Source organism: Planococcus sp. SE5232 (genome assembly GCF_050686535.1).
GTDB lineage: Bacteria > Bacillota > Bacilli > Bacillales_A > Planococcaceae > Planococcus.
In genome coordinates this window covers 247,126-265,566 of the sequence record NZ_JBOGCP010000003.1, presented here as the reverse complement: position 1 = coordinate 265,566, position 18,441 = coordinate 247,126, and the positions used below count along the sequence as shown (strand labels likewise).

20 protein-coding genes and 1 pseudogene are annotated in these 18,441 nt (G+C 45.1%); 13 read left to right on the top strand and 8 right to left on the bottom strand.

Going from position 1 to position 18,441, the window contains the following annotated elements; genetic code table 11:
- Positions 1 to 7 precede the first annotated feature (7 nt).
- Together ACRC6Q_RS12510 and ACRC6Q_RS12505 are read left to right on the top strand one after the other, a co-directional pair.
- Positions 8 to 1,006 (top strand): GNAT family N-acetyltransferase, encoded by a 999-nt coding sequence (locus ACRC6Q_RS12510; RefSeq protein WP_431466683.1) that lies wholly within the window; start codon positions 8 to 10, stop codon positions 1,004 to 1,006.
- A 117-nt stretch (positions 1,007 to 1,123) separates the two neighbouring features.
- Positions 1,124 to 1,284, top strand: a pseudogene (locus tag ACRC6Q_RS12505) (short-chain dehydrogenase); the annotation flags it as partial.
- Between the two features lie 80 nt (positions 1,285 to 1,364).
- On the opposite strand, the gene ACRC6Q_RS12500 reads toward ACRC6Q_RS12505, so the two are convergent.
- From ACRC6Q_RS12500 to ACRC6Q_RS12490, 3 genes are read right to left on the bottom strand one after another with little or no spacing between them, the layout of a single operon-like run.
- A complete protein-coding gene (locus ACRC6Q_RS12500) occupies positions 1,365 to 1,817 on the bottom strand; it encodes a biotin/lipoyl-containing protein (protein WP_223635368.1) in 453 nt (150 codons plus the stop codon).
- Between the two features lie 19 nt (positions 1,818 to 1,836).
- Positions 1,837 to 2,838, bottom strand: a complete 1,002-nt coding sequence (locus tag ACRC6Q_RS12495; protein WP_431466800.1) for an alpha-ketoacid dehydrogenase subunit beta — start codon at positions 2,836 to 2,838, stop codon at positions 1,837 to 1,839.
- A gap of 44 nt (positions 2,839 to 2,882) precedes the next feature.
- Positions 2,883 to 3,890 (bottom strand): thiamine pyrophosphate-dependent dehydrogenase E1 component subunit alpha, encoded by a 1,008-nt coding sequence (locus ACRC6Q_RS12490; protein ID WP_431466799.1) that lies wholly within the window; start codon positions 3,888 to 3,890, stop codon positions 2,883 to 2,885.
- A gap of 294 nt (positions 3,891 to 4,184) precedes the next feature.
- On the opposite strand from ACRC6Q_RS12490, the gene ACRC6Q_RS12485 reads away from it, so the two are divergent.
- From ACRC6Q_RS12485 to ACRC6Q_RS12475, 3 genes are all read left to right on the top strand, one after another.
- Positions 4,185 to 4,499, top strand: coding sequence for a hypothetical protein (locus tag ACRC6Q_RS12485; RefSeq protein WP_431466682.1), 315 nt, complete (start codon positions 4,185 to 4,187; stop codon positions 4,497 to 4,499).
- Between the two features lie 437 nt (positions 4,500 to 4,936).
- Positions 4,937 to 5,731: a hypothetical protein gene (locus ACRC6Q_RS12480; RefSeq protein ID WP_431466681.1), complete on the top strand. Its 795-nt coding sequence runs from the start codon at positions 4,937 to 4,939 to the stop codon at positions 5,729 to 5,731.
- Positions 5,732 to 6,003: 272 nt separating this feature from the next.
- Positions 6,004 to 7,233, top strand: coding sequence for a DUF1572 domain-containing protein (locus tag ACRC6Q_RS12475; RefSeq protein WP_431466680.1), 1,230 nt, complete (start codon positions 6,004 to 6,006; stop codon positions 7,231 to 7,233).
- A gap of 232 nt (positions 7,234 to 7,465) precedes the next feature.
- Here ACRC6Q_RS12475 and ACRC6Q_RS12470 read toward each other — a convergent pair whose 3' ends face one another.
- A complete protein-coding gene (locus ACRC6Q_RS12470; protein ID WP_431466679.1) occupies positions 7,466 to 7,855 on the bottom strand; it encodes a VOC family protein in 390 nt (129 codons plus the stop codon).
- Between the two features lie 224 nt (positions 7,856 to 8,079).
- Between ACRC6Q_RS12470 and ACRC6Q_RS12465 the strand changes: the two genes are divergently transcribed.
- The 4 genes from ACRC6Q_RS12465 to ACRC6Q_RS12450 all read left to right on the top strand — a co-directional run bounded on the left by ACRC6Q_RS12465 (position 8,080) and on the right by ACRC6Q_RS12450 (position 10,440).
- Positions 8,080 to 8,589, top strand: a complete 510-nt coding sequence (locus tag ACRC6Q_RS12465; protein WP_431466678.1) for a YfiT family bacillithiol transferase — start codon at positions 8,080 to 8,082, stop codon at positions 8,587 to 8,589.
- Positions 8,590 to 8,929: 340 nt separating this feature from the next.
- Positions 8,930 to 9,598: a DUF1643 domain-containing protein gene (locus ACRC6Q_RS12460; protein WP_431466677.1), complete on the top strand. Its 669-nt coding sequence runs from the start codon at positions 8,930 to 8,932 to the stop codon at positions 9,596 to 9,598.
- Positions 9,599 to 9,724: 126 nt separating this feature from the next.
- On the top strand, positions 9,725 to 9,982 hold the full coding sequence (locus ACRC6Q_RS12455) for an AbrB/MazE/SpoVT family DNA-binding domain-containing protein (protein ID WP_431466676.1): 258 nt from the start codon (positions 9,725 to 9,727) through the stop codon (positions 9,980 to 9,982).
- Positions 9,982 to 10,440 carry a type II toxin-antitoxin system PemK/MazF family toxin gene (locus ACRC6Q_RS12450; RefSeq protein ID WP_431466675.1) on the top strand — a complete coding sequence of 153 codons (459 nt, stop codon included), beginning with the start codon at positions 9,982 to 9,984 and terminating at the stop codon, positions 10,438 to 10,440. Before ACRC6Q_RS12455 ends, ACRC6Q_RS12450 begins: the two co-directional genes overlap by 1 nt.
- 144 nt (positions 10,441 to 10,584) lie before the next feature.
- On the opposite strand, the gene ACRC6Q_RS12445 is transcribed toward ACRC6Q_RS12450, so the two are convergent.
- Positions 10,585 to 11,406: a CPBP family intramembrane glutamic endopeptidase gene (locus ACRC6Q_RS12445; RefSeq protein WP_431466674.1), complete on the bottom strand. Its 822-nt coding sequence runs from the start codon at positions 11,404 to 11,406 to the stop codon at positions 10,585 to 10,587.
- Positions 11,407 to 11,814: 408 nt separating this feature from the next.
- Here ACRC6Q_RS12445 and ACRC6Q_RS12440 point away from each other — a divergent pair, with 408 nt between their 5' ends.
- Complete coding sequence (locus ACRC6Q_RS12440) at positions 11,815 to 12,624, top strand: tryptophan-rich sensory protein (RefSeq protein ID WP_431466673.1); 810 nt, start codon at positions 11,815 to 11,817, stop codon at positions 12,622 to 12,624.
- 72 nt (positions 12,625 to 12,696) lie between these two features.
- Here ACRC6Q_RS12440 and ACRC6Q_RS12435 read toward each other — a convergent pair whose 3' ends face one another.
- On the bottom strand, positions 12,697 to 13,572 hold the full coding sequence (locus tag ACRC6Q_RS12435) for a YitT family protein (protein ID WP_431466672.1): 876 nt from the start codon (positions 13,570 to 13,572) through the stop codon (positions 12,697 to 12,699).
- Between the two features lie 385 nt (positions 13,573 to 13,957).
- On the opposite strand from ACRC6Q_RS12435, the gene ACRC6Q_RS12430 reads away from it, so the two are divergent.
- Both ACRC6Q_RS12430 and ACRC6Q_RS12425 read left to right on the top strand, forming a co-directional pair.
- On the top strand, positions 13,958 to 14,506 hold the full coding sequence (locus ACRC6Q_RS12430; protein WP_223635400.1) for a flavodoxin family protein: 549 nt from the start codon (positions 13,958 to 13,960) through the stop codon (positions 14,504 to 14,506).
- A gap of 127 nt (positions 14,507 to 14,633) precedes the next feature.
- Positions 14,634 to 15,365, top strand: coding sequence for a glucose 1-dehydrogenase (locus tag ACRC6Q_RS12425; RefSeq protein ID WP_431466671.1), 732 nt, complete (start codon positions 14,634 to 14,636; stop codon positions 15,363 to 15,365).
- Positions 15,366 to 15,512: 147 nt separating this feature from the next.
- Here ACRC6Q_RS12425 and ACRC6Q_RS12420 read toward each other — a convergent pair whose 3' ends face one another.
- Complete coding sequence (locus ACRC6Q_RS12420) at positions 15,513 to 16,316, bottom strand: alpha/beta fold hydrolase (RefSeq protein ID WP_431466670.1); 804 nt, start codon at positions 16,314 to 16,316, stop codon at positions 15,513 to 15,515.
- Positions 16,317 to 16,496: 180 nt separating this feature from the next.
- Entirely contained in the window at positions 16,497 to 16,967 is a 471-nt protein-coding gene (locus ACRC6Q_RS12415) for an SRPBCC family protein (RefSeq protein ID WP_431466669.1), read from the bottom strand.
- Positions 16,968 to 17,501: 534 nt separating this feature from the next.
- Between ACRC6Q_RS12415 and nadX the strand changes: the two genes are divergently transcribed.
- Positions 17,502 to 18,281 carry an aspartate dehydrogenase gene (gene nadX / locus ACRC6Q_RS12410; RefSeq protein WP_431466668.1) on the top strand — a complete coding sequence of 260 codons (780 nt, stop codon included), beginning with the start codon at positions 17,502 to 17,504 and terminating at the stop codon, positions 18,279 to 18,281.
- The last annotated feature ends 160 nt before the right edge of the window (positions 18,282 to 18,441 follow it).

Genomic DNA, 18,441 nt, shown 5'->3' with positions numbered 1-18,441 from the left:
ATATGAAATGACAGTTAAGACGCCCTCTTTATTGCCTGACATCTTTTTCTTACCGGAATGGGGCAGTGCATACGCGAAACAGGAGAAAGGGAAAAATGAGGTTTTTGAGTTTGTGACGGACTTCGGTCGTGTCCATTACCAATTTGTTGTGCGGCCGATCCCAATTGAAGTAGTGGGCATCACATACTACGATACCATCACCCCTTTTGGCCCAGGTGGACCGTTGATCATCAGCTGTGCAGCAGGCAGAAAAAAAGAGCTTGTGGCAGCATTCGATGCCGCATTCCAAGAATACTGCATGGACCATCACATCGTTTCGGAGTACGTCCGCTTCAATTCATGGGTGAAGAATGCCAAAGACTTTGAGGAAATCTATAGCATCGACAACCGTGGAATATCGATGTACATCGACTTGACCGTGGACGATTATTTTATGGAAGAATTCAAATCCAGCACGCGCCAGCAAGTCCGCCGGGCTTTGAAAAATAACGTGGAAATTGAGTATGACTATACGGGTTCCACGGTTGATGAGTTTCACAGGCTCTATGAAATCATGGCGAATCGGAATAACATTCCGAATCATTACCGGTTCTCGAAAGAGTTGCTGGCGGAATCGTTCACTTTGCTGAAAGGCAAACAATTCATCGTCTACGCGAAATACGAAGGCCACTATATTTCGGGATCATTGTATGTGCATCACAGGGAGTTCCTGCATTACCATCTGGCGGCGAATGACCCTGAATTTTTCTGCGTCGCGGGCAATAGCCTGGTGCTGAACGAAGGCTGCCGCTGGGGAGTCGAGCATAACAAAAAACAACTGCATCTTGGCGGAGCTACAAGCGACGAGCTATACCGCTTCAAGCGCGGGTTCACGAAAACCACACCGCTGGACATCCTGACCGGCAAGAAAATCCGCAACGAAATGGCCTACAAGCTTCTGTCGGATTATCAGTTGAGCAGAGGCGCTATTGAGAATCCTGACTATTTTCCGCTTTACCGTGGATGATCTTCATAATATAAATACGACAGCTTGCAGCGTTTTAGAGGAAAAGCAGGCTGTTTTTCTTCTGCAGATGGTTAGCCGTCAACTTGTAATTACTTTGTCAATCCATTCCCATTGATCTCACTGACACCGGGCTTCATCGATACGCCGATCATTCCGGAAGAAAGCACAGTAAAGTTGAGGTCCATGACACCGATGCAGTGTCTCGAAAATCGGAAGAAATGGCAAAAACGACGTTGCTTATGGCTTCAAAGGATTCTTCGTTCATGGCAGGCAGCACAAAAAGGAGGCGGTCTCATTTGGGGCCGTCTCCTTCTTGGTATGCCTGCCAGGGGATTACTAGAGTGCAAGTCCCGTTGTTTCAAAGCCCCGACTCGTCCCGGATATCTTCTTCCGTGATGCTGCCGTTTTTTCCTGTTCCTTTAACCGTCTCCAGATTGACTCCGAGATCTTTTGCCAGCCGCCTTAGCCTCGGCGAGACTCGCACGAAGCTGCTGGATGCCTGGCTATCAGCGTTTGTTTCGGCTTTCGCTTCCTGTGCAGGCGGTTCATCCTGGGCTGTTCCTTTTCCGGCAGTCCCTTCAGGATCGATGGTTGCCAGCACATCTCCGACTTTTGCAGAATCGCCTCTTTTGACCGCAATTTCCTGTATGGTTCCGCTGCTTTCAGCGATTATTTCGGAAACGGCTTTTTCCGTCTGGACTTCCACTAATGGCTGTCCTTTTTCCACGAAATCGCCAACTGATACAAACCAGAGGACCATTAAACTCTCCTCTACATCCTCATCCAATTGCGGCAATCGGACTTCAATCATTCCACCACCTCCAGAGTCACTATGCTTCGTCCATCATCTTTTTCACTTGCTCATAGATTTTATTCGGTCCCGGAATGACGAAGTCTTCCAACACGCCGCTGTACGGAATCGGCACATCGGGAATGGCCAGTCGGCTGATCGGCGCTTCCATTTCGAAGAAGGCTTCTTCCGCGACAATCGCTGAAACTTCTGCTGTCATTCCGTAGGACAGGTAATCTTCATCGACTACAAGCAGGCGATGGGTTTTCTTCACGGACTCGATGATGGTGCCTTTATCAATCGGTGCCAGTGACCGCAAATCGATGACTTCCGCTTCGATGCCGTCTTTGGCAAGGCGCTCCGCCGCTTCGACCGCGTAATGGGTCATCATTTGAATGCCGACGATCGTCACGTCTTTGCCTTCCCGGACGACTTTTGCTTTATTCAACGGAACGGTATAGGATTCTTCCGGCACATTGTCGATGGCGACATCCAACTGCTCCATCCAGCCCAACCCCTGGAGTGATTTATGGAACATGAAGACAACCGGATTGTCATCGCGGATCGCTGACACCATCATCCCTTTCAAGTCGTACGGATTGGATGGTGCGACCACTTTCATGCCCGGCATATGGGCAAAGGTCGCATAAAGTGTCTGCGAATGCTGACCCGCATCCCGGTAGCCGCCGCCGACAGCAGTCATCAGCACCATCGGCAGTTTGACGTTGCCGCCTGACATATACGGGATTTTCGCCATGTGGTTATAGATCTGGTCCATGCAGACGCCAAAAAAGTCGACGAACATCAATTCGGCAATCGGCCTCATGCCTTCAGCGGCAGCGCCAATGGCTGCACCGATAAAAGCGGTTTCGGAAATCGGGGTATCCAGCACCCGTTCCGGTCCGAATTTCTCGATCAATCCTTGTGTCGAACCAAAGATGCCTCCATATTTCCCGATATCCTCTCCCAAGACAAAGACATTCGAATCGCGTTCCATTTCCTGTGAAATGGCTTCAGCCATCGCTTTATTGCCGGTCAACATCCGTTTTTTTGCTGTTTCCACAATAGATCGGCTCCTTTTCTGTTTTATGGATGGAAGACATCTTTCAATGCAGATTCCGGATCGGGATAGCTGCTGTCTCTTGCAAACTGGTAGGCTTCATCCACTTCTTGTTTGGCGCGCTTTTCCATGGTTTCCAAATCAGCTTCGCTGATGTTCTCGGATTCGGCCAACATCTTTCTCAGTTTATTGAGCGGATCCAGTTGGCGAAGCCCCGGCACTTCCGTTTGATCCCGGTACAGTTCTGGATCTCCCTGGAAATGGCCCAGGTAGCGGTAGGTTTCGATTTCAATGATGGTCGGTCCTTGACCGTTGCGCGCTCTGGCCACCGCTTCCTCAGCTGCTTTATACATGGCGATCGGGTCGTTGTCTTTTACGTAGGCACCGGCAATGCCATAAGCAGACGCCCGTAAATCATTCGACTCGACGGACGTGGACGCTTTTTTCGCCACAGAAATGCCGTACGAATTGTCTTCTACGACGACAATGAGCGGCAGATTCCAAACGGCTGCCAGATTCAGTGATTCGTGGAAAGCCCCGGCGTTCGCTGCACCTTCTCCGATGAAAGCGACAGCTACCCAGTCTTTGCCTTTCATTTTGCTGGTCATCGCTGCGCCGACTGCATGGGGGATGCCGGCCCCGACAATGCCTCCGCAAGAAAATTTCACTTCCGGGTCGAACAAGTGCATATGTCCGCCTTTCCCTTTGCCAAGCCCCGTTTCCTTCCCGAAAATCTCAGCGGTCATTTTCTTCAAATCGACCCCTTTGGCAATAGCATGGTGATGGGGACGGTGAGGAGCCGTCACCGTGTCGTCTTTCGTCAAGTGCGCACCGATGCCCACTGCGGCTGGTTCCTGCCCGGTGGCTAAGTGCATTTCACCCGGCACAGTCCCGGCTCCGATATTGAATACCGGCGTTTTGCCTTCCATGTACGCTTCCGCCATCTGGTCTTCGTAGTAACGGATCTTCACCATCTGTTCGTACATCCATTCCATCTTCTCCATAGATACTGCGGGTTGCTTTTCTTCAAACATAGTCACTGCTTTTCCTCCTTTCAACTAGATAAAGACGTGCATCCAATGGCCGGCAACATTTTTGAATGTATATAAACATCTTCATAATAACACCTTTTTCTTAATTTATGTCAATATTCAGATTATTTAAGTGGTAATGTAAAAATTGCGTCACTGGCCGCAAAATGCTTCAGTTTACATTATGGGTTTAGAGTGGCACAGGTTTCGTTGAATCAACTCGTAGAGGAAGAGAGTTGATATTTCCTTCTCTTTTGTTACGCTTAAGTTCATAGGCTTGGGAAGGGAGTTCTTCAAATGGAGCCGTTGATGGACATCATCCTCATTGTTTTGCCAATTGCGTTTGTTGGGGCGATTGCTATATTTGTCATTACCCTGCTTAAAGCCAAACAAAAGAAGGGAACGCTCGGAAAGAAAGACACCACCGAAGCTCAAACACTGTTGGACAGTTTGATTCCGCTTGGCATGATTTTCGGAAGCGCACTCGGTGTAGTTGTGGGTATCATTTTCAGTATTTCATTGGGCAACGCCATTGTATTAGGATCAGGAATCGGGATGTTGATCGGCTATTTGGCTTACGAATTTTACAGTAAAGAAGAGAGCCATTCATAATGGGTGCTCTCGATGAGCTGATGAAACTTTTTAATTATTAGAATCAACAAGTCTAATGAAACCAGGAGGTAATTTCATGGCTGCAGTCATTCCAGCATTGTTGGTTATCTTTTTAGGCGTCTATGCTGCTTCCTCCAAAAAGAACAAACAACACCGTTAAATCACTTCTTTGTTCCAATGCCACTTCTATATTACTGAGTAAAATTGCAAGCAATGAAAGCCGTATCCGGGAACCGCGGGATACGTTTTTTTATATAGAGCTATAAGAACATGGAGAAATTACTTGCAGAAAAATCCTTCTTCCAGCTTTCCGTTATATAGTTGAATCTTTTTAAGCATGGCTTCCGTATAATTAAAGCAGTTCTTTAAAAACCTCACCTTATTCACTCACTTTTAACGGTTCGTTTCTCACTTTTTTTCACGAAAGGCATGATTTAATGGGCACCGTTTCACTTGTCATCTTTCTCTTTATTCTTCCATGTGCCTGGTTTTTCTGGACCACCATGAGTTTGAAAAGGGGCAAAAAGAAAAACACACACTGGAAAATATCTCTAGCCACTCTCATTGCAGTGATCTTTACCAGCGTTGGTTTAAATTATTATTTCTCCGACGCATATCAGCTTTCTTTTTTTCAGAATGGATCTGAAAGCATAGTTGCACTTATTGTTTGTGCCGCATTTCTGCTGGTGATTGTCATCATTAATCTGATTGTCCGACGCATGTTTAAAGGTGCACCCAAATCATTCCATAACCCCAAGGCAGTATGGGTTTTCACAGCGGTGTTTTGTACCACTATTCTATTTTTCATCATGTGGGTGTATCCATTAGCGGAGAAAGCATCGTATATCCATAAAGTTGAAAATGCGCTGGCTCTATCTGAACAGCAACAAGCCCCCGAGGAAATCACCGTGCTGTTTATGAGTTCCGAAAGGAAATGCTTACGGACGCATACATCAAACTGCCATTCTCAACCGTACCAAAACTCATTTTTCCTCAAAAACAATTTAGATACACAAAAAGAAGTCCAATTGCGTATTCGAGCGCTGGATTCCAAACAACAAGAACTAAAGGTAATCGAGTCGGATATCATGACGCTGGAAGCGGGGGAATTGAAGTTGGTCGAGACGGAGGAATCCTTTGATGAAGCGAGCATCTGGAGCCGCTCTTCTTTTGAAACGGATCGACGAGTCCAGTCCTATGAATCTTTGTACAGATACCGCGATCGGAAGTAGCTCGTACTTTCTAAGCTTAATGAAAATTGATCGGGAGAAAAATTAGGTTAGGACATACAACCACGTTTCTCTGAAATCTGGTAAACTTAGCGATATTGATAAGTAATTGCCATAGAATCGCACATAAAGAACATATAAGGAATACTAAAAGTAAATAGCTAAGAAAAAAGAGCTTTTCAGGAAACTGGAAAGCTCTTTAAAAAACTTGATGTCTAACATCAGGATTGAATATAGCCGGATTCAAAAAGCTTAAAAGAAATGAGGGATCAGGTGTGGAAAATATCTTTCTAATAGCAGCCGTTTGGGTGATTTTGTTGGGGGTTCTTGTTATGTACCTTCGCAGAAAAAATATAACAAGTTCAGATGTCGAACAAATCCCAACCCCAGAAAGTAAAGCGGTCATTACAAACGTTGAACCGGATGTGGAAGAAGACGCAAATGAACAGTTCATGCCTCAAATTACGGAAGTTCAAAACGAAGAAACCATAAAAACCAAATACAAAAAAATTGAAATTCCGGCAGTTTTGAAGATGGATATTCAACAAACCCTTGCAGCTGGATCGATGATTATTAAAGATTATAAAACGTATAAGGTGGAATTCAGCCCTGAAGTTGTAAAAGGATTGAAGGATAAAAGCATGACGCTGATTGAAAAGGCAAATGGCAAAGGTTATCTTCCTGCGGTAAATAAACAAGGTTTGAAAGGGATTTATAAGCAGGGGGTATTGGTGAAAAAGATCAATCCAGGATTAGTGGTACATGCAAGTTATGGACTGCTAGCTGCTGTTGTCGGCCAACAACAATTGGTTGAAATTCAAAGTTCCCTAAAAAGCATTGAAAGAAAGTTAGATGTTCTCGTTCAAAACAGGGAAAATGATTTTACCGGAAAAATCGAATCGAGATTTGGCTATTTTAAAGAAGTAATAGAACGTTTCCGAAGAAATGGGATTACTCTTGGCGGAGTGGAAGACCATAAAATAGAAGGATTTTACGCAGACACTCTCCAAGATTTGAAAGTTCTAACGAAAGATCTAAAAGCGATCGGCGCGCGTATTGAAGGCTTAAAGGAATATGAAAATATTCGCAAATGGGGTGGAGCCCCGGTGAAAAAAGAGTATGAAAACCTCGTTGAACAGTTTGAAAAGAAACAAGAACTGGTTCGATTAAATGTGAAGTTCATTGAAGAATGTTACGAGCCATATCTCAGCACCATAAGGAATTACGGAGAAGTAAATGTGAAATCCCAAACCTTGGCTGATTTGATTGTTGAGAACAATTCAATAATCAATAACATTGAAGATAAAGTCAGAAGTATCGAAGAAAATTACAAAGTAAAGATCAACTTAGGCATAAAAGCGTTGAAATACCGTGATTTGGAGAGCTTAAAAGAACTTGTCCCGGCAAGAATCGATCAGCAAAAAACAACTGCTCAGGAAGTTCCTTCAGAGATATTAGTTGAGGTGGCGGATGAAGGTAAGCTATATGCGTATGTTCCGAACTAAGGTGAGGAACTGGTACTAGAAAACCCGCTTGCTTTGCAAGACACAATATATGCCACTAATTTAGAAGTGTCATATACGGGCACTAAAAGAATATATAGATTTTCTGAAAGTGGATCCGAAAATGATGATAGGATTTTAAGGGAAGAACCAGATTGTCCATACTCGCCCACATGACAAAGAAAATCCGGAAAGTAAAAGTACTTCTTTTACTTTCCGGATTTTACTGTCTGTCTCAGTTATTAACCCTCTCCATCACCGCAAAATAATTTCCTTCGTCATCCGCAAAGTTGAAGCTTCTGCCGGTTCCCATGTTCACTAGGTCGCCGGTCATAACGCCTCTTTTCTTGAAATCAGCGTACAGTCCTTCCACGCCGTCGGTATAGAACATGAGGGAAGGCGTACCGAGTTCCAATTCGGGTGACAGTTTCGAAACCACTTCTTTGTCGTGCAGCACGATTGTCGTCTCCGCGTCTTCGGTAGGGGCGATTTCGATCCACCTCAAGCCCTGTTCTTTCGAGCCTTCATCGGCGACCACAGTAAACCCTGCTTTTTCCGTCCAGAACTTCACTGCTTTGTCCTGATCCTCCACATACACCATCACTTGCCCAAGCTTGTTGATCAACTGGACCACTCCCTCGCAAATTTGGTTGATTGAAGCTCATTATATTTGCTACATTTCCCATAAGGCAAGTTCTTCAAACTGTAAGCTCAACTACTGACGAGGTGAAATTAAGTCCTGCCGGAGTTTGCGCCACAGCCTTCCAGTTTACAAAGTCCGGTCTCATTGGTATATTGAGCGTTAATGCAATGGTACACAAATACGGATAAGGAAAAGAGGTTGTGAAAATGGATGTAAAATTTCCGATTGGACAATTACAGGTTCCTGATAACGTGAAAACTGAACATCTCCAGGAATGGCTCGGAAAAATCGAAACATACACCACGCGGTTGAAAGAAGCTGTCGATCTATTGGATGAAGAGCAATTGGGCAAGAAGTACAGAGAAGGCAGTTGGACAGTTCGTCAGCTTGTGCATCATATTGCGGATTCGCAATTGAATATGTATCAGCGCCTGAAGCTGGCTTTGACGGACGACAATCCAACAATTCCTGCTTTTGACCAGGAAAAATGGGTGGCACTTCCGGACAACGAGCTGCCGGTGGAAAGTTCAATCCGAATTCTGGAGGGGCTGAACGAGCGGATCGTCGCACTTGGCCAGCATGTGACTGAAGAGCAATTGGACCGCGTTTTCACCCACGAAACGAATGGTGAAATCAGCGTTGCCACCAAACTGGCGAAACTATGCTGGCACGAAGAGCATCATTTGGAACATATCAAGATTGCTTTGGGGAACTGAATAGTGCCAGTGTGTTAAACGAAAGTTAATAAGAGTCTTTGCTTCAGAAAAAATTTCATCTATACAAAGTAAATGCATGAAGAAACCGACATATCCAGAAATGGAACGGATTCTTCATGCATTTTTATTTATTACAATAAACAACCTTAAGTTTTTATGAAACAGAAGCATGGGAGGAATTCTGGAAATTTATTTCCCGAACAATTGAATTGCCTATTGCAAACATACGTTCCATTTTGTTAAGATGAAATTACATAAAAATGGAATGGCGGGTTGTTTTGCCGCGCATTCAACGGATGCCTCTTCAATAAAGACAGTAAAAAATTGAAGGAGGAAAAGTATGTTTCAATCAGGCAAGGAATTGGAAAATCTTTTTTACACACAGGCAGCTTTCTATAAACTGCAGACGCACAGGGAAATTCAGACTTGCCGAAGTCTCGTTGTCATCAGCCGAATAGGCGCAAAAAGTGAAGGAGTCGATGCGTTATTCGTGCTCTTGAATCCAGGGCAATGTCTTCCGTTGGCTGGAGAAGATTCGATTCTTTTGCTTTCAGGTGAAGTTGCAGACTTGCCGCTCACACCCGCCACTCCCGATAATACGCTGTACCAATTGATGCGCCTCATGGAGCGGATGAACTGGAATTCAGTCCATGTCATCAACCTTACTGACCTAAGGACGAGGAAATTTGACGAGTATAAAGAAGGGCAGAGGTTCATGAAAAAATGCGGCGATAGCCGCCATACGATCTTTTCAATGGATCGGTACGTTGAACTTTTGGATTGCGTGGAGCGGGCAGATGCGGTTATCGCGGGATGGGGCACTAAAGCGCCGATTATTCCAGCTGCGGAAAATGCGTATCCCCTTTTATGGGAGGTGGCAGACATCAAGGGCCTCGCCTATAAAACGCACCCGCTGTACTATCATCCATTTCCTTGGCTGCAGAACAAATGCATCAAGTGGCTGGATGATATGGAAGCGCAGTTAAAAAGAACGGCAGAAGTGGTTTAGAAAAGGATTTCTAAGAAAGGGAGATATAAATTAGAAACACGCTTGAATGTAAGGGTGAAGGGTGTATAAACATTGTTTAAACTTTTTGGGCGTGACAAAATGATAGCATGAAGGAAGGTGGAAATCATGGCAAAAGTCGTTGATCACCAGCAAGCCATAGTAAAAAAATGGGGGAATAATCTGGGGGTTCGATTCAATGCGTCCATCATCAATAAAACGATAATAGAAGTCGATACAAAAGTAGAAATTTCCGTGTTGGATAATGGGACAATCATGATTAAGCCTTTGAAAAAACGCAAGTCACTCAATGAAATTATTAAGGGTCTGACAAGTGATAATCAGGGTGAAGAGCTGATTAAAGGTGCAGTCGGAGAAGAGTTATAATGGGTACTTATATGCCGGCACAAGGAGATTTGATCTACTTGAACTTTGACCCAAGCACAGACATGGAAATACAAAAACGAAGACCAGCTATTGTATTAAGCAACACTGAGTACAATGAAAAATCAACGTTCATTTTCGTCTGTCCAATCACTTCTAAATCTATGGGCCATCCTATGGAAGTCGAAGTGCCATCCGGTCTTAACGTATCCGGTTTTGCTCTTCCTCATCAGATGAAGAGCGTGGATTATACGAAACGGGATTTAGAGTATAAAGATACTCCTGTGACAGAAGATTTTCTCGATGAATGTGTGTACTATGTTAAGTTGCTCATGGAAAAAACTTTTGAATTCAATTACTTAAGAGTAATCACCTACTATCCGAGGAGGAAAGTGGGCGGTTGCTTCTTTTTATTTTCTGCAGTTTCAGTTCTGCTAAGCAAGCGGGCCAGCGCTGGGTAGAAGGCTTTAAAATCGCTTCCCAGTGTAAAAATTCTAAGTGAATTCTGTGGCATACAGGGATAGAGTGGGAAATTGTTCTTTTGGAACAGCTCCTGGATTATCATTTTAATGCAGGGAATGTTCCCGTCAGCATTCCTTTAGAATTCAAGTCCAGAAAACACGCGTTTCTTTCACCTTATTCTCCAACCCCCGAGCCATCCGCGCAATGATGAGCAGCAGCAATGCCAGACTGGCAAGCAACACAACAAGGTTCGGCACGCTTTTCGTATACAAGTCGTTGATGCTCGATACCATCAGCCATTGTGGAAAAGACGGATTGACGAAACTTTGGTAAACGGCGATCAGGTTATTGGCGATGTGCATCAGAATTGGGACAAGTAAATTGCCGGTCTTCAGGTACAGGAGCGATGCCACCACTGCGAACAGGAAGGCACCGAAAAAGTTGACGTGGAAGATGCCGAAAATCAGACTCGACAAGCCGAGCCCATTCCAGAAGCCGAATGTTGCGATCAGCCGGTTCAGAAGCAACCCGCGGAACACGAACTCTTCTGCAATCGGCGCGATGATCGCTAAGATGAAACTGGTCGCCACCATGTACCATAGCGCGTCGGGGAACGGCTGCGGCGTGAGCGCAAAATCGACTACAGCTGGGGCGATGGGCATGAGCGCCCGCAACAGCAGCCAATAGATGCTCATGGAAAACAGCAGCACCAGCACGGTGAGCCCGGATAACGGCAATAGCCAACGCGCGGTGCCGCGGAAGAACACGACGTGGCGCAGTTTTACACTACGTTTTTTGAACTGGTAGCTCAGCAGCCATACCGGCAGGACTGTATAGAAAATCAATTGCATCATCACACTGGTGATGAGTACATTTTGAGTGGCCTGCAGCAGGATGAAAACCGCCACGATGATCGCGGCCGCCATCCAGCCATGTACAAAACGGGTTCTCTTTTCCTCGAACATCCTCAACGCCGCCTTTCGTTTCAGATTAAAGCACAGAAACATCGTTAAAGACATATAAGTTTATTTAGAGGAAATATGATGAAAATAACGTTAATTTAAGATGCGGATACTATTTTGCTTTTATGATAGCATGACTTTTAGTTTTTAAAAATGTTTGGAGATCTATTAATAAATGAAGAAATCAAATCTAGGTAAAAAAATTAGATTTCTTGAGCAGACAACAGCCTACTCCCCAATGTGCAGACAGATTTTCGTTTCTGCTGCAGAGAACAGTTTTACAATTTAACTAATCAGGGAAGAGATAATGGAGAAAGCTTGTATAGGAATTATTTTGTGCTGTTTGGATTTTACTGTGCAGTGCAGTATTCACGGAACGATAAAAAATAACTAATGAAAGGATGAGTCATTGTGGACGAAAGTACACTGAAGAAAACAAAGCTGTTCACGATTTTGAATTTGGTTTTATACTTTTTGACGCTCGGTGTCAATTACCTCGGATCTTCCGGGTTTTTCAATGGGCAGAGCCAAGGGGACATCTCCGACCAATACTTGACGCTTATTTCCCCGGCGCCTTTTACGTTTTCGATTTGGGGCGTCATTTATAGTCTGCTGTTGATTACGCTGATCTATTTGTTTATCAAACGGAAAGATGCCAGAGTCAGCAAGCTGGTCTTGTTGATCACACCATGGTTTATCGTTCTCTCGCTGTTCAATATGAGCTGGATCGTTGCATTCTCTTATGAGCGATTGGGCATTTCCACGATTTTAATAATAGGCATGTTGTTCTCCTTGCTCGTCATCATCGGGAAAATCTATACACATCGCTTTGAAGTTCCGTCGACGCTGGCAGGACTCAGCTTCACCCTCTACTGTGCATGGGTGACCATCGCAACCGTCGTCAACGTCTCGTTGCTTTTGGTACAGCTGGAGTGGAACGGTTTCGGCATTTCCTATTCGGTCTGGACTCTGATCATCTTGACGGTTGCCATCGCATTTGTCCTCATTTACTTGACGCAGTACAAGAACGCTGCCTACCCACTGCCTTTAGCATGGGCATTCTTCGGAATCTACGGTTCGTATGCGAGCGGTCGGGTCAATCCGGAGTTAGCAACAGCCATCCAAGGATTCTTGATTGCCGGTATCGTGATCTTCCTGATTGCGGCGATCTGGAGATTTATCAAAAATGGAAATTCTCTTTTCCTGAAACATTCGGAGTAAGAAAGTTCTCCACGTAAAAACAGACACAAAAGCTCTTTTAAAGAGTTTTGTGTCTGTTTTTGTTTCTGACAATCAATGAATATCCCGTTTCCTGAAACTCCCGCCCCTTACTTCGGCTACATCGTAGACAGCGACGAACGCGTTGCTGTCGATTTCGAAGATGATTTCCTTCATTTTGCTGTCTTCGAGCCGGTTGATGATGCACGTGATTTCTTTGTATTGCTCGTTTGTATAGGCACCGTTGGCGATATTGTAGGTGGCGTTGCGTCCGAGCCGGTCGTAGATGGTCTGGACGAGCAGCTCTGGTTCACGCGAAATGATTTTGTAGGTTTTGGAGCCGCTGAATCCTTCTTCGACCAGATGGATTACTTTTGAGGCGATGAAGTAAGCAATTCCTGATAGGAAAGCGCCCTGCAGGCCGAAGACGAAAGAAACGATGATAAAGACAAATACGTTAAGGAATAAAATCATATCACTTGTTCCGAAAGGCAGTTTGCGTGAAAGCAGCACGGCCAGCATGTCGATGCCATCGAGCGCACCCCCGTTGCGGAGTGCAAGCCCCATCCCAAAACCGATGATGATGCCCCCAATAACGGTGACCAATAGGGTATCGCCTTCAATGATGGCCGGGATATGATGCATAAGCGTTGTAGCATAAGCAAGGGAAGCGATGCCGATGATGGAGTAGATGGCAAAGCTTTTCCCGATTTGCTTATAGCCTAAATAGACAAATGGAATGTTGAGGACAGCAATCAGCAAGCCAAGCGGCAAGCCGAATAATTGGGAGCCGACGATGCTGATGCCTGTGACTCCTCCGTCTGATACATTGTTCGGGATCAGTACGGCTTCGAGGCCATAGGCGGTGATAAACGCGCCGATGATAATGGGCAGTGCCCGTAACATCAATTTCCCTTTATTGGCTTTTCGTTTTGTGTTTGGTGCAGTCATTCTATTCCTCTTCTCTGTCGTTTCATGGTGGTATTTTTTCACTCTAACTATTAAATATAATCCTTTTATTGTTATTTTAGTAGAGTGAATTTTGAAGAGGATCGAATAAGAACATTTATAGTGCATATGCGAGGCCTGAAGATGGGGGATATTCCTTTTTTTATTCGTATAAATGCATCGTTCCGTAATCATGAGAAACCTTCAAAAATTAAATCCCTTTCTGAAGATGCTTGTTAAATAAATGTTTCGAATTCGACATATTGACAATATTTTGACATTGTACTATTATGACCTTGAATTTAATAAATGCTTGCTCCTTGTGTAGCGTTAAACAGCCCATGGCCAATCCAAAATACCAAACGCCAAATTCTTAGGAGGAACTACCATGAAACCGTTGGTCGTCTACTATTCCCACTCAGGAAACAACGAAAAATTGGCTCTCGAACTCCGTGATAGAATCGGCTGTGATATGTACGAAGTGAAGGAAAAAAAGAAACGGAAAAACCTTTCCATCTTTGCCGATTTCTTGGTGAAGCGCAACTCACGTCTGGCTCCGCTTGATTTTGAGATAAGCGACTATGGGCCGATCATTTTGGTGGCACCTATTTGGGCAGGAAAGATTGCCGCTCCGATGCGGACATTCATCAATAGGGAAAAGGATAAACTTACGAATTATTCCTTTATCACCTTATGCAGCGGCCGGACCGGGCAAGGTGAAAAAATACTGGCCGAATTATCTTCCCTGACACCGAAGCAGCCAACGACAGTATCAGAGCTGTGGATCAACAACCTGCTTCCTGAAGAGCAGCGCAATAAAATAAAGTACGCCACCAACTTCCGGGTTGAAAAGCAGCATATGCAGCAATTCGATGAACAGATCCAATTCTTCATCGAAATGGCTTTGCATACCGAAAAAGAAGAGGCACTCCTTTGAAACTATAGACTGTAGACCATTTTCGTTCAATCGAGTGGGGCTGCAGTCTTTTTTTAAAGGTTAAACAGAGCAGCAGTGAGCTGATAGAGTGTTATTCATTGTCTGAAATAGAAGGAGAGGATTGGTAGTGGGCAGATTAGATGGCAAAGTAGCCATTATAACCGGTGGCGCCAGAGGGATGGGAGCAGCGCATGCCAAACGGTTTTTAGAAGAAGGAGCAAAGGTCGTAATTACGGACATCCTGACAGAAGAAGGCGAAGCGGCGACAAGAGATCTCGGAAACGACATCAAGTTCATGAAGCATGACGTCACAAAAGCTTCGGAATGGGAAAGGGTGGTCATGGAGACAGAAACCGTATTCGGAGCGGTCAATGTGCTGGTCAATAATGCGGGGATTGCGTTGCTCAAACCCATCGGCAAAATGACAGAAGCCCAGTACCGGAAAGTCATTGACGTCAATCAAGTCTCGGTATTTCTGGGGATGAAGTACGTGCATCCCTCAATGAGCAAAGCGGAGAATGGGTCCATCATCAATATTTCTTCTATTAGCGGGCTAAGCGGAAACACCGACTCCATAGCTTACAGTGCTTCAAAATTCGCGGTAAGAGGCATGACGAAAAGTGCCGCGGTCGAGTTTGGAGGAGAAGGAATCCGCGTCAATTCCGTTCATCCGGGGATTATTGAAACGCCGATGGTCAGGAAAAGCCGAGTCAGTAAGATGGCAAAGGCGATTCCGTTGCAGCGCACAGCCCAGCCAGAAGAAGTGAGCGACTTGCTTGTCTACTTAGCTTCAGATGAATCGGGTTATGTTACGGGGGCTGAATTTGTCATTGATGGGGGATTGACCGCGGGATTATAGAAGGAAGAGGTAAACTGTGCAAAAAAAATTATCTAAACGATTCCAATTATACAAAGGCCTTATGTGCCTGCCGACCTAACCGCGATTCCTTTACGGAATCGCGGTTAGGTCGATTTTATTCGTATTTGAATGCCGCTGAATGCAGCCCTATTCAAAGTTATCGATAAAAGAGGTGATTTCTTCAGCGACTTTTTCGGGATTTTCCCAGTACAGCATATGGCCAAGCTTTGGAAGGATTTTGAGGCTTGCGCCAGTGATGGCATCGGTGAGTTTTTCCTGGTCTTTTGGTGATGCGATCCTGTCCTGGCCTCCGCAGATTATGAGCGTGGCAGCTTTCACCTGGTCCAAGCGATCAGGAAATTTTTCTTTCAGCGCAGTCTCGCTCGTTTCTTTCCAAACACGTGCTGGCACTTTTTGTGATTCACTGTTCACCATCTCAAGAAAGTCAGAAGGGACTGGATTAGCGAAAATACCTTCCGTGAAACTTTTGATAAATGCCGGGCTGATGGGATCCGTTAACCGGGACAAAGTGGATTCCTGTATTTTGACGATTTCCGGCTTGTCGCCGAGCGCGGAAGGGGCACCGACCAGGATGAGTCCGAGTACTCGTTTCGGGTGGTGGACCGCGAAGTTCCTTGCGGCAAAACCGCCGCTTGATGCACCTAGGATGAAGGCTTGCTCGATGGCAGCATGGTTCATGAACAACAGTAAATCAGCTTCGAAATCCTGGGTTCTGTAAGACGCTCCAGGTGCATCGATGCCGTCGTGGCCGCGCTGGGTAAAAGCGATGGCGCGGATGCGGTCCGGCAACTGCTCAAGCAGCAGCTCAAATGTCCGGCAGGAATCACCGAGGCCGTGGAGTAAAATGAGCGGGATGCCGAGCGGATCACCGGCTTCTATATAAGAAAACTCCCTGTTATTCGGTGCAAGCATTTTCTCAAGTTTCAACATTGGAGAATTCCGCTCCTTTCACAGTGCAGACATCTTTGGCACGAACTTGATTTTGCAACACTCTTGGAAAATGGGGCTTCAAAAAAACAGCTGCACTTTAAGATGAAATCCATCAGAGCAGCTGTTTAAAATTGACGATTGTGAGTATGGTCATCAGTTGGTTTTTCAGATGGTCTTGGGTCAATCACCCTGCATGCTGTAAGTGTCGGATGTTTCACAAATGGCTTTCAGGTTGCTTAAGGTTTGCTCCACGGAATTGTCCATCAGTTTTTTGATGATGAGCGTATTGGCTACTTTCCCAATCAGCTTTCCGGGCAGTTCATAGTCCATGTCGAGCGTTATTTCCGTGCCTTCTCCTTCGGGAACATATGTCCAAAACTGTTGGGAAGTTACGGCTCCTTTGACCGTGCCTTTCCATGAATAGCTGTCGCCGTTTTTGGATGTTTCCAGCACTTCAACCTTAATTGGCATATGCATTCCCAGCATGGTGTATTTCATGTCCATTGTCGTTCCGATTTCCCCTTTGCCGACTAAATTTTCGGGCTCTGAAAGGCCGACGTACCATTGGAACCAATGGGTCGGGTCGATTGCGTATTGATAAACCTCGTCAATCGGCCGATCAATGTAAATCCCTTTTTTGATATTCCACATGCCATGTTCCTCCTCAGTGGGTGAATGAATTGGTTTTGATCCGGGTCCGGGAGTCTGATATTCAACTATCGCTCCTTGGCTTACGGTTCAGCTGCAATGCGAAAACTTCGGCTCTTTGGGACATGAATGGAACAGGGGGTGACTTTCTCTTCAACTGATGAGATTCGTAATACAATCGTCAATAGTACATAAAGTAAAAAGAAGACCTTCTTGTTATAATTTCTCCTGGCAATCGCCGCTTTCAGCGGTTGGATATCTAATGAACGTTCTGCAATTTACTCACATGAAATTTTACTTCCTTCAATAAGGCACTTCTATTATAAAGAATTTTTATTCAAATAGCAAATAATTATCATAAAAATCAGTTTATTTAGCTGGATTAGCAATAGTGTTAAATAAGGCTTCATACTTACTAGAGAGTAATATTCCTTTGATTTTGGAGATGTCCTTTATCCATTTACGGGTAAAGAATAAGTAGGAATACAGAAAAAGAGTGTATACAGAGGTTCGTCTAACCAGAGGAGGAGGCCGATCATGAACATCGGAATTATCGGAACAGGGAATATCGCTACGTATTTATTGGAACAGGTGAACGGCAAACAGAAAGCTCATGGAAGAATAATTGCGGTTTTCGGACGCAACCAGGAAATGGGCCACCAATTGAGTGAGCAGTTCAGCGCCGATTTCTACACGGATCTTCAAGCGTTTTTGAAGTTGCCGCTCGATATCGTCGTAGAAGCCACGACTGTGGAAGCGGCTCGGCTCTATGTGAAAGACGTCGTCACCCATAAAAAAGACCTCGTCGTCAGCAGCATTGGCGTCTTTAAAGATGCCGGCTTCCTGGATGAACTTAAAACCTTGGCTGAGTCTTTGGGGACGCAAATCTATCTGCCGTCCGGTGCCATCGGTGGACTCGACGTCCTTCAATCGGCGAAAGCAGCTGGCGGCCTGGAGCAGGTTCAGCTTACGACAAGGAAATCACCGGCGTCGCTCGGAATGGATGCGGACAAAGAAAAGGTGATATTCGAAGGCTCTGCACGCGACGCCGTCGAACAATTCCCGAAGAACGTCAATGTGGCAATGACACTCGCATTGGCAGGGATCGGCATCGAGAAAACTTCGGTGCGCATCATCGTCGATCCGGCCGTTGAACAGAATACCCATACCATCGAAGCGGAAGGGGATTTCGGCAAGCTGCAGCTGCAGGTTGAAAACCATCCGATGCCGAGCAATCCGAAGACGAGCCTTCTGGCTGCATTGAGTATTTTGGCTGTCCTGCAGAATAAGGATGGGGCTTTGAAGATCGGGAATTGAGACCGGCTTTTAGTTTTGAATAATGAATTTCTCCAATGTGAAAGTGGTCGTGCGTTGAAAACTTTATCACTTAAGGATTTGTCAGATCGCAATCGGTGTATTGGCATTTGATGGGAGTAGAAGTATGGGCTTTCGGCCGATTTGTAAAACCAAATGAATG